This window comes from Candidatus Pantoea bituminis, assembly GCF_018842675.1.
Lineage (GTDB): Bacteria > Pseudomonadota > Gammaproteobacteria > Enterobacterales > Enterobacteriaceae > Pantoea > Pantoea phytostimulans.
On sequence record NZ_JAGTWO010000004.1, the window covers coordinates 2602296 to 2616133 of the forward strand.

General features: G+C 53.5%; 12 protein-coding genes and 3 pseudogenes. 5 read left to right on the forward strand and 10 right to left on the reverse strand.

The features are described from left to right. Window positions 1-115: 115 nt before the first annotated feature. Window positions 116-1715, forward strand: a pseudogene (locus KQP84_RS16015) (inorganic phosphate transporter). Window positions 1716-1751: 36 nt separating this feature from the next. Here the strand turns inward: KQP84_RS16015 and KQP84_RS16020 are convergent. The 4 genes from KQP84_RS16020 to KQP84_RS16035 all read right to left on the reverse strand — a co-directional run bounded on the left by KQP84_RS16020 (window position 1752) and on the right by KQP84_RS16035 (window position 6009). Continuing rightward, window positions 1752-2942, reverse strand: a complete 1191-nt coding sequence (locus KQP84_RS16020) for an MFS transporter (protein WP_215847274.1) — start codon at window positions 2940-2942, stop codon at window positions 1752-1754. A gap of 73 nt (window positions 2943-3015) precedes the next feature. Then, a complete protein-coding gene (dusC, locus tag KQP84_RS16025) occupies window positions 3016-3966 on the reverse strand; it encodes a tRNA dihydrouridine(16) synthase DusC (RefSeq protein WP_215847275.1) in 951 nt (316 codons plus the stop codon). Window positions 3967-3969: 3 nt separating this feature from the next. Continuing rightward, a complete protein-coding gene (gene rhlE / locus KQP84_RS16030; RefSeq protein ID WP_215847276.1) occupies window positions 3970-5337 on the reverse strand; it encodes an ATP-dependent RNA helicase RhlE in 1368 nt (455 codons plus the stop codon). A 279-nt stretch (window positions 5338-5616) separates the two neighbouring features. Continuing rightward, window positions 5617-6009, reverse strand: a complete 393-nt coding sequence (locus KQP84_RS16035; protein ID WP_215847277.1) for a YbhQ family protein — start codon at window positions 6007-6009, stop codon at window positions 5617-5619. Between the two features lie 180 nt (window positions 6010-6189). Between KQP84_RS16035 and KQP84_RS16040 the strand changes: the two genes are divergently transcribed. The 3 genes and pseudogenes from KQP84_RS16040 to KQP84_RS16050 all read left to right on the forward strand — a co-directional run bounded on the left by KQP84_RS16040 (window position 6190) and on the right by KQP84_RS16050 (window position 9159). Further along, on the forward strand, window positions 6190-6951 hold the full coding sequence (locus KQP84_RS16040; RefSeq protein ID WP_215847278.1) for an endonuclease/exonuclease/phosphatase family protein: 762 nt from the start codon (window positions 6190-6192) through the stop codon (window positions 6949-6951). After that, entirely contained in the window at window positions 6948-8192 is a 1245-nt protein-coding gene (gene clsB / locus KQP84_RS16045; RefSeq protein WP_215847279.1) for a cardiolipin synthase ClsB, read from the forward strand. The genes KQP84_RS16040 and clsB overlap by 4 nt, the downstream gene beginning before the upstream one ends. Continuing rightward, a pseudogene (locus KQP84_RS16050) lies at window positions 8192-9159 on the forward strand (lysylphosphatidylglycerol synthase domain-containing protein). Before clsB ends, KQP84_RS16050 begins: the two are co-directional and overlap by 1 nt. A 194-nt stretch (window positions 9160-9353) precedes the next feature. On the opposite strand, the gene KQP84_RS16055 reads toward KQP84_RS16050, so the two are convergent. Beyond that, window positions 9354-10061: a Bax inhibitor-1/YccA family protein gene (locus KQP84_RS16055; protein WP_215847280.1), complete on the reverse strand. Its 708-nt coding sequence runs from the start codon at window positions 10059-10061 to the stop codon at window positions 9354-9356. A gap of 96 nt (window positions 10062-10157) precedes the next feature. After that, a complete protein-coding gene (locus KQP84_RS16060) occupies window positions 10158-11252 on the reverse strand; it encodes a DUF1615 domain-containing protein (protein ID WP_215847281.1) in 1095 nt (364 codons plus the stop codon). 111 nt (window positions 11253-11363) lie between these two features. Between KQP84_RS16060 and KQP84_RS16065 the strand changes: the two are divergent. Further along, window positions 11364-12131 (forward strand): annotated as a pseudogene (locus KQP84_RS16065) (OBAP family protein); the annotation flags it as partial. Between the two features lie 10 nt (window positions 12132-12141). Here KQP84_RS16065 and moaE read toward each other — a convergent pair. Genes moaE through moaB form a run of 4 tightly spaced genes read right to left on the reverse strand, consistent with a single transcriptional unit; the run spans window position 12142 to window position 13837 of the window. After that, complete coding sequence (gene moaE, locus KQP84_RS16070) at window positions 12142-12594, reverse strand: molybdopterin synthase catalytic subunit MoaE (protein ID WP_215847282.1); 453 nt, start codon at window positions 12592-12594, stop codon at window positions 12142-12144. Beyond that, window positions 12595-12840 (reverse strand): molybdopterin synthase sulfur carrier subunit, encoded by a 246-nt coding sequence (gene moaD / locus KQP84_RS16075; RefSeq protein WP_215847283.1) that lies wholly within the window; start codon window positions 12838-12840, stop codon window positions 12595-12597. Continuing rightward, the gene (moaC, locus tag KQP84_RS16080) at window positions 12837-13319 is read right to left on the reverse strand and encodes a cyclic pyranopterin monophosphate synthase MoaC (RefSeq protein WP_215847284.1); all 483 of its coding nucleotides are present in this window, start codon (window positions 13317-13319) and stop codon (window positions 12837-12839) included. Before moaC ends, moaD begins: the two co-directional genes overlap by 4 nt. A 2-nt stretch (window positions 13320-13321) precedes the next feature. Then, window positions 13322-13837: a molybdenum cofactor biosynthesis protein B gene (gene moaB, locus KQP84_RS16085; RefSeq protein ID WP_215847285.1), complete on the reverse strand. Its 516-nt coding sequence runs from the start codon at window positions 13835-13837 to the stop codon at window positions 13322-13324. Between the last annotated feature and the right edge of the window lies 1 nt (window position 13838).

A 13838-nucleotide genomic window follows, 5' to 3' on the forward strand; every position in this document is an offset into this window, starting at 1 on the left:
ATGCACTGTTAAGCCCAGAATCGAACCCGATCATTTTTCTGTCATACAACGCGCGTATCACACTGCAAATACCGGGTGCGAAATGGCATCTGCAACCTGAAAGCCGAGGTATGCCATGAGTGAAAACAGTGTCTCTTCCCCAATAAACCGAGGGCGTCCTAATTTCGACAGCAAAGGCAACCGATATTCGAAGCCGCTGTTTCTCATTCTGCTGGTATCAGGTTTGGCCTTTGCCGGTCTGAATTTATTTCATGATGTCGAAGAAACCGGTGCGCCAGTGACCAGCTACGTGCCCTTTCTGCTGCTGGGTTTAGCGCTGCTAATTGCGCTTGGTTTCGAATTCGTCAACGGCTTCCATGACACCGCCAATGCGGTGGCGACGGTGATTTACACGCACTCGCTGACACCGGGCGTTGCGGTGGTCTGGTCAGGCATTTGCAATTTTCTTGGCGTGCTGCTCTCTAGCGGCGTGGTGGCATTCGGTATTATTTCATTGCTGCCGGTTGAGTTGATTTTACAAGCCGCCAGCGGCAGCGGCTTTGCCATGGTTTACGCGCTGCTGTTCTCAGCAATTATCTGGAATCTAGGCACCTGGTATTTTGGCCTTCCTTCTTCCTCATCCCACACGCTGATCGGATCGATTATTGGCGTAGGTGTGGCGAATGCCTTGCTGCACGGTCGCAGCGGTTTGAGTGGTGTCGATTGGGATCAGGCATTAAAAGTGGGTTATTCACTGCTGCTTTCGCCGATTGTGGGCTTCGTTTGTGCCGCCCTGTTGCTGTGGGCGATGAAGATGTTGATCCGCAATCGTCAGCTTTATCAGGCACCGGCAAACGATCAGCCACCGCCAGTCTGGATCCGCGGTATGTTGATCCTGACCTGTACCGGTGTTTCGTTTGCGCATGGATCAAATGATGGGCAAAAAGGCATGGGATTGATCATGCTGATCCTGGTCGGCACCATGCCGATCGCTTATGCGCTTAACCGCTCGCTGCCCCCGATCAAATTCCGCGCGTGGCGGCATTAACCCAGGTGACGGAACAGCAACTGCTGCAAATTCAACCCGCCGCTAATCCGCTGCCCCCTCGCGTGAGGTGCTCACCGAATTCGTGCGCAGCAGCACCTTGAATCCAAACGTTCTGCCCGCGCTGGCAATGACGCTAAGTGATATCGGCGACCAGATTCGTCGTTATGGCTCAATGGAAAATATCCCGGCTCAGTCTGTTTCCAATACTCGCAACCAGATGTATCTGGCATCAGAATCGATCAAGCATTTGCAAACCGCTGAAGCCAAATTGCCGGAAGAGACCGCTCGCAATTTAACAGCGATGAAGCATGAGCTGGACAGCGCAACGCGCTTTATTCCGATGTGGGTAAAAGTGGTGGTGGCGATCGCGCTGGGGCTGGGAACCATGGTGGGATGGCGACGAATTGTCGTTACGGTGGGAGAGCGCATTGGTAAAACTCATCTTACCTACGCGCAAGGTGCCAGCGCCGAATTAGTGGCAATGATGACGATTGGTGCTGCCGACGGCTTTGGCCTGCCGGTTTCAACTACCCATGTTCTCTCTTCGGGCGTTGCCGGCACCATGGCTGCGAACCGCTCAGGTTTGCAAATGTCCACATTGCGCAACCTTGCCGTCGCCTGGATATTAACGCTGCCGGTTTCTATTCTACTTTCAGCCCTGCTTTATGCGCTGTTTATCCATTTTTAATCAAATGACGTTGCGCGGCATAATACCGCGCAACGCTTATTGGCTCTGACGCGAACGTTGCAAATGCAGCCGTAACGTCATCAGCATTGCACCCAGCACCATCATTGCGGCTGCCAGATAGACTGATTGCATGCCCCAATGGCTGATAAACAATCCCGCCACCGGACCGGTTAATCCCAGCCCTAAATCCAGAAAAGCTGAATAGGTACCCAATGCAGCACCCTGATCCTGCCGCTGAACCTGTTTTACGGCTTCAACGCCCAGAGCCGGGAAGATCAACGAGAAGCCGCAGCCGGTAAGAAAGGCGCCGAACCCTACGACCATTGCACTGTCGGCTTGCCAGATGATAATCAAGCCCAAACATTCCAGCAGAAAAGAGCCGAGCGACACCTTTAAGCCGCCAAAACGCGTGATGTAACGGCCAAAACCCAAACGCACCATCACAAAACCCAGGCTGAATACCGACAGCGCCAAAGCCGCGCCACTCCAGTCGCGGCTGGCAAAATAGAGCGTAATAAAGGTGGCGATAACACCAAAACCGATGGTGCCAAAACCCAGCGCCATGCCGTATAACCAGACACGCGAAAAGACGCGATGGAAAGGCGTACGTTCACCGACGCTCACGCTAACCGCAGGTTTACTGCTCGCCAGCAAATAACCGCCAATGCCCATTAAGGCAATCAATCCGGCAAAACCGCTCATGCCAAACCAATTATTGAGCATCACACCCAGCGGAGCACCAATTGCCATGGCCAGATAGGTTGCAACACCATTCCATGAGATAACGCGCGCCGTTTGCAATGGCCCAACGACGTTCATGCCCCACAAAGTTGAACCGGTGCTGCTGAAGCTTTCACCTACGCCAAGGAACAAGCGCCCCAGCGCCAGCAGGCCCAAACTGAGCATCGGTGAATGACTCATAAGCGCTGCCAGAATGGTAAGCACGCCGCTCATGCCACAGCAGATCAATCCCAGCATCACCACGCGTTTTGGCCCGAGGCGATCGGCAAGAATGCCCGATTGCGGACGGCTGAGTAAGGTCGCAAAGTATTGCAAACTGATGATTAATCCGGCGATAAACGCGCTAAACCCCAGCTGATTTTTAACAAAACCGGGCAGCACCGCCAGCGGCAGACCGACAGAAAGGTAACAAAAGAAGGTGAAGATGATGACGGAGAGAATACGTTTGTTGAGTTGGCTGTTACTCAATACAGCGACGTCAGACATAGCAGGCTTTTAATAGAGGTGGAAATATCGTCCATCATACCCTTAGCATGCTAACCAGTCGCCTGCTTTTTTATCACAAGCCGTGAACAGCCGCATGACGATCAATCGCTAAAGCAATGTCACTCGAGGTTTTTAACGCACGGATTTCGCTGAATAATCCATCCGCTTCGCGATAAGCTTTGCGCAGGTAGCCGAGCCACTGTTTGATGCGTGCGACATGATAAAGTCCGGTGTCGCCCTGCTTTTCCAGGCGGGTATATTTTTGCAGCAACGCAACGACATCCGGCCACGGCATTGGCGCTTCGTTATATTTCACAACCCGGCTCAGATTGGGCACATTGAGCGCACCGCGCCCCAGCATTACCGCATCACAACCCGTTATTCGTAAGCAGTCTTGCGCGCTTTGCCAGTCCCAAATTTCACCGTTGGCGATAACAGGAATGCGCAGTCGCTGACGTATTTCGCCAATCGCCTGCCAGTTGATCGCTTCGGCGCGATAACCGTCCTCTTTGGTACGACCGTGCACCGCCAGCTCGCTGGCTCCAGCCTGTTGCACTGCATCAGCAATTTCCATGCTGCGCGCACTGGAATCCCAGCCAAGGCGCACTTTTACCGTCACCGGCAAGTCTGCGGGAACGGCTTCACGCATCGCTTTAGCACCGCGATAAATCAGTTCGGGATCTTTGAGTAATGTGGCTCCGCCACCGCTGCCGTTCACTAATTTGGAAGGACAACCGCAGTTGAGGTCAACGCCCCAGGAACCGAGTTCTGCCGCACGTGCGGCATTCTCAGCGAGCCATTCAGGATATTGCCCCAGCAGCTGCAAACGCACCCGCGTGCCGGATGGCGTGCGGCTGGCATTTTGCAGCTCGGGGCAAAGACGATAAAAGGATTTTACCGGCAGCAACTGATCAACTACGCGCAAAAACTCAGTGATGCATAAATCGTAGTCGTTCACTTCCGACAGCAACTGGCGAACCAGCGAATCAAGCACGCCTTCCATCGGCGCCAGTAAAACCCTCATCGCTTAGACGTTCCCGGTACGCTTCGCAGCGGCAGGACGACGTGGACGCGCAGGCTTATCGCCATGCGTGGTAGACGCTGGACCCTGACGACGCGGCTGTGGTGCACGTTTGTCACCCGAAGAGCGAGGCGCTGAAGAAGATGAACCGCCTGGGCCGCGACCACGACCACCGCCGCCGCCGCGCGTTTGCTGCTGCTGGCGACCATTCTGGATCGGTTCAGCTTTAATGCTTGGATCGGGCTCGTAACCAGCCATCGCTACGCGTGGAATTTCACGCTTCAGCATACGCTCAATATCACGCAGCAGTTTGTGCTCATCTACGCAGACCAGCGACAGTGCGGCACCGGTTGCGGCTGCACGACCGGTACGGCCGATACGGTGTACGTAATCTTCAGCAACGTTTGGCAGCTCGTAGTTAACGACGTGCGGCAGCTCTTCAATATCCAGGCCACGCGCAGCGATGTCTGTTGCCACTAGCACACGAATGCCACCCGATTTGAAGTCAGCCAGTGCACGAGTACGCGCGCCCTGACTTTTGTTACCGTGAATCGCTGCGGCTGTGATGCCATCTTTGCCGAGCAGTTCAGCCAAATGGTTAGCACCGTGTTTGGTACGGGTAAAGACCAACACCTGCTGCCAGTTGCCTTCGCCGATCAGCTGGGACAGCAGTTCGCGCTTACGCTTCTTATCAACAAAATAAACTTGCTGAGAAACCTGTTCAGACGCCGTGTTGCGGCGCGCCACGGCAACCTCTTCTGGATTATGCAGCAGTTTTTCCGCCAGGCCTTTGATCTCGTCAGAGAAGGTGGCAGAGAACAGCAAGTTTTGACGCTTGGCGGGCAGTTTTGCCAACACGCGACGAATGTCGTGGATGAAGCCCATATCCAGCATGCGGTCTGCTTCGTCCAGTACCAGCACTTCAACCTGTGACAGGTCAACCGCGTTCTGATGGACCAGATCCAGCAGACGGCCTGGCGTAGCAACCAGGATATCGACGCCGCCACGCAGCTTCAACATCTGTGGATTAATGCTCACGCCGCCAAATACCACCAGCGAACGCAGCGGCAAATACTTGCTGTATTCGCTAACGTTTTCACCAACCTGTGCGGCCAGTTCACGGGTTGGGGTCAAAATCAGGGCGCGAACCGGACGACGGCCACGCACGGCGCCTGCTTTAGCACTGAGCTTTTGCAATAACGGCAACGTAAACCCGGCCGTTTTGCCGGTGCCGGTCTGGGCACTTGCCAGCAGATCGCGGCCTGACAGCACTACAGGAATCGCCTGGCGCTGAATAGGAGTGGGTTCGCTGTAGCCTTGTTCAGCGACCGCGCGCAAAATATCGGCACTCAGGCCGAGAGAGTCAAAAGACATTAAGTGTTGTACTCCGGTCCGCTCTGACCGTGATTCACGGTGTAGTTTTCAGAGGGATAGTGACGCCAGCTGGTGCTGACGCGTGAAAAGGGCGCAAACTACGATGCGTAAGCGGGCGAGTGTAGCAGCTTTAATACAAAGGCGCGAGGTAGCTCACATTTCCTGACAGAAATTGCTGAATGGGTTTTTCGGTGAGGTGAGATGAAAGAGTGGCAAACGTGATTAAAACAGCAACGATGAGAGCGGAAACAAAAAGGCCACCTTGCGGTGGCCTTTAACTTAGCTACGTTTTTTCTCGATGCGCCGCGTCGGCTCTTTCGCCAGCAGCGACACCAACGCCGGTCCCACTAACATCACCAGGCCCAGACAGGCCAACAGCAGATTGTTATGGAAAATGCGGGACACCAGGAACAGCGTCATCATTGCCGCGCCAAAGTAGTAAGTTGTGGTCGCTTCTTCAAGGTAATCACCCAAAGTGCGTAAACGAGCACTACGCTGCGTGACCAGCATGGCGATAAATACCGCCACATAAGCCGCCACCAGGGTACTGCACACTTCAACCAGTGCTCTGTGTTTCCAGCCCCAGACCAGCGCCACAATTATCAACAGGTGCAGCGCGATATGCGCATACGTTTGACCCGTGGTAATTTGAATACGATTAGACCATTTCATTTTCTTCTCCTGGCGAACCTCAGAGGTCGCCCAAGTGCAACCGGCAAAGGCCGGTGACGTGTTTCCTCAATGTAAAGCAAATTTCGGATAACGCCCTAAATATCGCCCTTCTTCACCATCTGTTTGTGACAAAGACTACACTTTGATCCAATTGATGATGAAAAGGAGTGCGTCGCGAGTATGCCACAAAACAAGCAAGGATTTTCATTTAAAGTCCTGACGATCAATACACACAAGGGTTTCGCCCCTTTCAACCGCCGCTTTATCCTGCCGGAACTGCGTGAAGCTGTACGTGCAACGTCAGCCGATGTGGTCTTCTTGCAAGAGGTAATGGGTACGCATGACATCCACCCTTTACACCATGAAAACTGGCCAGACACACCTCATTACGAATTTCTTGCCGATACCATGTGGAACGATTTCGCCTACGGGCGCAATGCGGTTTATCCCGAAGGACATCATGGCAACGCCGTTTTATCCCGCTTCCCGATTCTTGAATATGAAAACCGGGACATCTCCGTTGCCGGCAGTGAAAACCGCGGCATGTTGCACTGCAAAGTTGCCCTGCCAGAACCGCACGGCACGCTGCACGTTATTTGCGTGCATTTGGGGTTAAAAGAGGCGCATCGCCACGCACAAATGAAGATGATGTGCGAGATGATCGCTTCGCTGCCAGCGGACGCACCGCTGGTGGTGGCGGGTGACTTTAACGACTGGCAGCATCGTGCCAATAAAATCTTAAAACATGGCGCAGGTCTGAAGGAGGTGTTCAGTATGACAACGGGTCGCCCAGCACGCACCTTCCCGGCACGCTTCCCAGTGTTACGCCTGGATCGCATTTACGTGCGCAATGCAACCGTGAGTCATCCCTGGTTGCTTCCGCGCAAACCCTGGTCACATCTTTCCGATCACGCACCGCTAGCCGTGGAGATTCATCTATGAATTTTCATTGGCAAGACGGTAATAAGCTGCGTCTGCTGGAAAACGGCGACGAATTTTTCCCTCGCGTATTCGGCGCTATTCAGCGTGCCGAGCGCACGCTCATGCTTGAAACATTTATTCTGTTTGAAGATGAGGTGGGCAAAGCGCTGCACCGTGAATTACTGGCAGCGGCTAAACGCGGCGTAAAAATCGAAGTGATGGTGGACGGCTACGGCTCGCCCGATCTCTCCGATGCGTTTGTTAACAGCCTGACCGGCGCGGGCGTGCGCTTTATTTACTACGATCCGCGCCCGCTGGTAATGGGTATGCGCACCAACGTCTTCCGTCGGTTACACCGTAAAATCGTGGTGATTGATGATGTGATCGCTTTCGTTGGGGGCATCAATTTTTCCGCTGAACACAACACCGATTATGGCCCCGAAGCCAAGCAGGATTATGCGGTGGAAGTGAAAGGCCCGGTGGTAGCGGATATTACCCGTTATGTGGAAAGCGCCATGGGCAGCGAACAAACCACGCGTCGCTGGTGGGGTTCACGCTCGCATCGTCCGGCAAAAAATGCCACGCCGGGTGATGCACAGGTGTTGTTTGTTTACCGCGATAACGACGATCACCGCGACGACATCGAAATGCACTATCTCGACATGCTACGTGACGCCAAAGAGGATGTGATCATTGCCAACGCCTACTTCTTCCCTGGCTACCGCTTACTGCGCGAGATGCGTAATGCGGCCCAGCGTGGCGTGCGTGTCAGGCTGATTGTACAAGGTGCACCGGATATGCCGATTGTGAAAGTGGGCGCGGAGATGCTTTACAACTATCTGGTGGATGCAGGCGTTGAAGTTTATGAATATATCCGCCGTCCGCTGCACGGCAAGATCGCCGTAAAGGATCAGCAATGGTCAACGCTCGGCTCGAGTAATCTTGATCCGCTGAGTTTGTCACTCAATCTGGAAGCGAACTTAATCATTCACGATCGCCAGTTTAACCAGACGCTGCGCGATAATCTGGAGCATTTGCTGGCGGAAGATTGCCAGCGCGTACAGGACGATAAATTGCCGCCACGCAACTGGTGGAATCTCACCAAGGGCGTGATTGTGTTCCACTTCCTGCGCCATTTCCCGGCCATTGCCGGTTGGCTACCTGCCCATACGCCACTTCTGGCTCAAGTTGATCCGCCGGTGCAACCGTCGATGGAGACGCAAGATCGGGTTGAAACAGATAACGAAGGAGCGAAGTCCTGATGGCGAAAAAGCATCCGCGCTGGCAACTGGCGAAAAAATACTGACCGGGCTCTTCTTTATTGCGGTGATTGTGCTGTTGGTGGTCTACGCACGTAAAGTGAACTGGGAAGATGTCTATGAAGTGATCGTTAATTATAACCGTTTTGTGGTGTTAATCGCTGCCGGTTTGGTCGTGGTGAGTTATCTCACTTACGGTTGTTATGATTTGATTGGTCGCGCCTACTGTGGTCATAAGCTGGCGAAGCGCCAGGTGATGCTGGTCTCATTCATCTGTTATGCGTTTAATTTGACGCTGAGCACTTGGGTGGGCGGTGTGGCGATGCGCTATCGCCTTTATTCACGTTTGGGTTTAGACAGCGGCACCATTACGCGTATTTTCTCGATTAGCATCGCCACCAACTGGCTGGGTTACATTTTGCTGGCAGGCATCGTGTTCACGGCGGGCATGGTGTCGATCCCCGAAGGCTGGTTTATTGGTGAAACAACGCTGCGGTTGATTGGTGCCGTTTTACTGGTGTTAGTGCTGATTTATCTTTGGGCCTGCGCCTTTTCCAAACGCCGTCGCTGGACAATCAAAGGCCAGACATTGCAACTGCCATCGCTGCGCATGGCGGTGCTACAGTTTGTGGTTTCCTGTGCCAACTGGATGGTAATGGGCACCATCATTTGGCTGCTGCTGGGCCGGGATGTCGGTTATCCGATGGTGCTGGGCGTATTGTTAATCAGCAGTATCGCAGGCGTGATTATTCATATTCCTGCAGGCATTGGCGTGCTTGAGGCGGTGTTCCTGGCGTTATTGAGCGGTCAACACACCACGCATGGCGCTATTATTGCCGCGCTGCTGGCTTATCGCGTGCTCTACTTTATTTTGCCGCTGCTGCTGGCGCTGGTGCTTTATCTGTTGCTTGAAAGCCGGGCGAAGCATCTTCGCGAGAAGAATGAGAAGAAGTTGCAGAATTCATCGTGATGATTGTGCTGGCTATCCCCCACCTCGCTCCTCCCCCATGCATGGGGGAGGAAGACGCTGCCTTATGTTAGCTCGCAGCCTGCATAAATGCGCGTTACGCGCATGGGGCAGCGTCTCCTTCCCCTAGTAACACGGGGGAAGGTCGGGATGGGAAACAATCAACGTCAAACCGAAATTAACACTCTCTGCAAAAATCAGCGGCGGTTGCCAAAAATTCTCAGCAGCATCAGGAACAGGTTGATGAAGTCGAGATACAAGGTCAGCGCGCCCATGATTGAATAACGACGCAGGTTTTCTGTATCACGCACATCAATCTGCTCACCGATGTTTTTCAATTTCTGTGTGTCATAGGCGGTTAATCCCACAAACACCACCACACCAATGTAGGTAATCGCCCACATCAACGCCGGGCTTTTCAGCCAGAAGTTTACCAGCGATGCTAATACGATGCCGATCAACGCCATAAACAGCAAACTACCAAAACCGCTGAGGTCGCGTTTGGTGGTGTAGCCGTAGAAGCTCATCGCGCCAAACATGCCGGCGGTGACAAAGAAGGTACTGGCAATCGACGAATAGGTATAAACCAGGAAAATACTCGCCATCGTCAAACCGGTTAGCGCCGAATAGAGCATAAACAGGCCGGTTGCGACCGCGCCGCTCAAGCGATGAACCATGCCAGACAGGAAAAATACCAGTGCCAGCTGCGCGATGATCAAGCCAAAGAAGGTGATGCGGTTAGCAAACACCAGCTCCATCAACGCTGGCGTACGCGCAGCAAACCAGGAGACAAACGCGGTAAGCAGCAATCCGCACGTCATCCAGCCATAAACCTGCGCCATATAGGCCTGCAGCCCGCGGGTTGCAGGCTGAACAATTGAATCATTACGTGGATATCGGTCCATGATGCACCTCTTGTTAATCGGATTTGGACACACCCCGCGAAATGGGGCCTCGCTAAGTGTGGCACAGCTCAGCTCAACTGTGCCACAACGCAGACGTTAACGGCGCGACATGCACTGCTGATAGCGGCTATCGACACGCTGTGCAAACCACGCCGTGGTGAGATTACGGGTAATTTTAGGGCTTTCCAGCTTGATGCCTGGCAACATTTCACGCGGCACGCGACGGCCTGCCATTTTATCGGCCAGCGTGAACACCTGTTTCCAGAGATCGCTGTCGCTAAAATCTGCCTTTTCACCTTTTTCTAAATCATCGCGAATTTCGCTGTTACTCATATCAATCCGCTTCGCCAGCGTCCGCACGGCTAATTCAGTGGAGCCCGCTTTTTCAGAACCGTAAAGAATTAAATCGCCATCCAGCGCCAGTTTCATACCCGTTGCGCGTGCTACGGCAGCCTGGAAAGCAGCGTTACGACTCGCGTACCATCCCGCGTTGAAATCAGCAAAGCGATAAAGCGGCTGACTGTAATCCGCCGGATAACCCAGCAGATGCATGATGCCGAAATACATGCCGCCGTGGCGGGTAAAGACTTCGCGACGAATGGAGCCGTCAACCGGCCACGGATACCCTTTGGCATGCGCTTCGGCAAAGTCGATGCTGACCTGCATCGGTCCGCCAGTATGAATCGGATTGAGGTTGCCAAACAGTTTTTGCCCCATCGGCACCATATCAATGAAATCATCAAAAATAGCGCTCAACTCTTTTTCACTGCGTACTTTATCCAGTCGTGCAGCGTAGCTTTCGCCGTTGGATGATTTAATCATCAGCGCCGTCCGCACGACAAACGCCGGAACATGCACTTTAGCGGCGCGGCGATCAATTTCGCCCCAGGCAATTTTAGGTAAGCCTGATACCGCCGCTTCAGCACTGAAATTGGATTCCTGAGCGGCAACGGCAATCACTGAGCACAAATTACTGGCGCTGGGATCAATCTGTTGAGTACGAAATGAGGTGTAAATGTCATCAGCCCAACCCGCTTTATTGCTCACCTGTGCGGGCAGGAGCTTTTGAATTTGTGCCTTAACATCAGCGGGTTGGCGAACCGGCGCTTGCGGTTCTTTTTTAGTGCTACAACCCGCCAGCACCAACACAGCAACCAGCGTCAGCCGTTGCAAAAGAGATGGAGATGACATACCTGTCCTCGGAAGAAACCAAACGACTACCTTATCATTGCAACGCAATAGACGGCAGGTGCGATTTTCTGAACTACTTTTATCTTTTTAAGGTTAAAAGGATGGAACATGTTGAAAATCTTACCTCTCGCTGCGCTTACCCTGTTATTAGTCGGTTGTGGCGGCAATAATTCTCCGGCCAACGTCAACGCGCCGGGCGCCCCTACATCCCCTTCCCTTAAAGTGCTGGAAACCGGCGCGGATGCCTTGCAATCCCGCCCGCCTATTGACGCTATCAGCGCCTACCTTGATGGGTTTCATTTTTACAATGGTGATCAAAATGGTCAGATGGAAGCGCATCACTACGTTACGGTGTTAAACGAAGATGTGATGCAGGCGGTGATTTACGACGGCAATACACGCGACGCAAAACTCATGGGCGTGGAATACATTATCAGCGAGCGGCTGTATAAAACGCTACCACCGGAAGAGAAGAAGCTGTGGCACAGCCATCAATATGAAGTGAAATCGGGTTCATTGATTGCGCCAGGTTTACCGGCTACGGCCGATCATGCGTTGATGAAACGCATCGCTAATACCTACGGGAAAACCTGGCATACCTGGCACACCGATCGCGATAAAAACTTACCGATGGGCATTCCGGCGTTGATGATGGGCTTTACGGCTGACGGCCAACTCGATTCTCGTCTGTTGGCCGATCGCGACAAGCGCTTTGATGTGGACAGTAAAAAAATCCGTGCTGAGCGCGCCGATATTGTGACGCATCCCGTGGTACCCGGTGCGAATGCCTGGGAACAAGGTCAGGTTATTCAGTTGAAGCGTGTTACCGGCGGCGGTGAGCATGCCCATGGCGAAACGCACTTCGCGCCCGCCGAGCAGCTTAAAAACCTTAATCCCAGCGCTGGGCTGACTGATGATCGCTGTCACGCGCATCCACCCAGCGATCGCCGTCATCGGTGGCTTCGCGCTTCCAAAACGGCGCACGGGTTTTTAAGTAATCCATCACAAACTCCGCAGCGGCAAAGGCGCTGCTGCGGTGTGCGCTGGTAACGCCGACAAACACGATTTCATCGCCGGGAAACAGCTCTCCAATACGATGTATCACCGTTACACGCTGTAACGGCCAGCGCTGGCGCGCATCATCGACAATTTCCTGCAATGCTTTCTCGGTCATGCCGGGATAATGCTCCAGCGTCAACGCCGCAACGTTGTCCCCTAAATTGTGATTGCGCACTTTGCCGGTGAACGTCACTACCGCGCCATCTTCGTGACGTGCCGCCAGCCAGCGATACTCTTCAGCCATGTCAAAAGGCGCATGGCCAACACGAATTTGCGTTTCCATCTATCCTCCCGTTACCGGTGGAAAGAAGGCCACTTCATCGCCCGCACGCAGCGGATGCGTCATTGGCACCAGGGTTTGATTGACCGCAGCCAGCAGCTTGCCGGACTCTAACGCCAGCGCCCAGCGGTCGCCCTGTTCTGCCAACGCGCTGCGTAATGCTGCGACATCGGGATATTCGGTTGTTATCTCAAGTTCGCTGGTGCCGGTTAACTCGCGCACTTGGGCAAAAAACAGCACTTTGATCATGCTTCACCTGCCTGAAAGTCACCCGATTTACCGCCGCTTTTACTCAGTAAGCGCAGTTGATCGATAACGATATCCTTCTGCACCGCTTTGCACATGTCGTAAATGGTCAGCGCCGCCACCGAAGCAGCGGTCAACGCTTCCATCTCAACGCCGGTTTTACCGCTCAAACGGCACAGCGAGGTAATGCGCACGCGATTGAATTCTGGCTCTGCAACCAAATTGACTTCAACCTTGCTCAACATCAGCGGATGGCAAAGCGGTATCAGCTCCCAGGTACGCTTAGCGGCCTGAATGCCCGCTATGCGTGCAGTAGCAAAAACATCACCTTTGTGGTGGCTGCCTTCAACAATCATTTGCAGCGTTTCGGGCTTCATCAGCACCAGCGCTTCAGCCTGTGCTTCGCGCACTGTTTCCGCTTTGGCTGAGACATCAACCATGTGCGCTTCGCCTGCGGCGTTTATGTGTGTGAGTTGTGACATGCTTACAGTTTCTTCAAATGTGAAACGAAATTACACGGACGCGTACGCGCATCCAGCTGATCGGCAATAATGCGTTCCCACGCGCTGCGGCAAGCATTGGTTGAGCCAGGCACGGCGAAAATCAGCGTTTGATTAGCCAGGCCAGCAACAGCCCTTGATTGCAGCGTAGAACCGCCAATTTCTTCATAGGAAATCATGCGGAACAACTCACCGAATCCACTAATTTCACGGTCAAACAGCGGCAGCAGCGCTTCTGGCGTGCTGTTCTTCAGATTGAAACCGGTGCCACCATTGATAATCACCACCTGAATATCTTCACTGGCAATCCAGCGTGAGACGATGGCGCGAATGCGGTAGAGATTGTCGGGGACGATGGCGTGGTCAATCACGCTGTGTCCGGCTTCGCGGGCAGCTTCACGCAGATAATCACCGGAAGTGTCATTACTGGCTTCGCGGCTGTCCGAAACGGTGAGCAGCGCAATTTGCACCGGTTGGAATTCGCTGGTTGGTTTACCCATG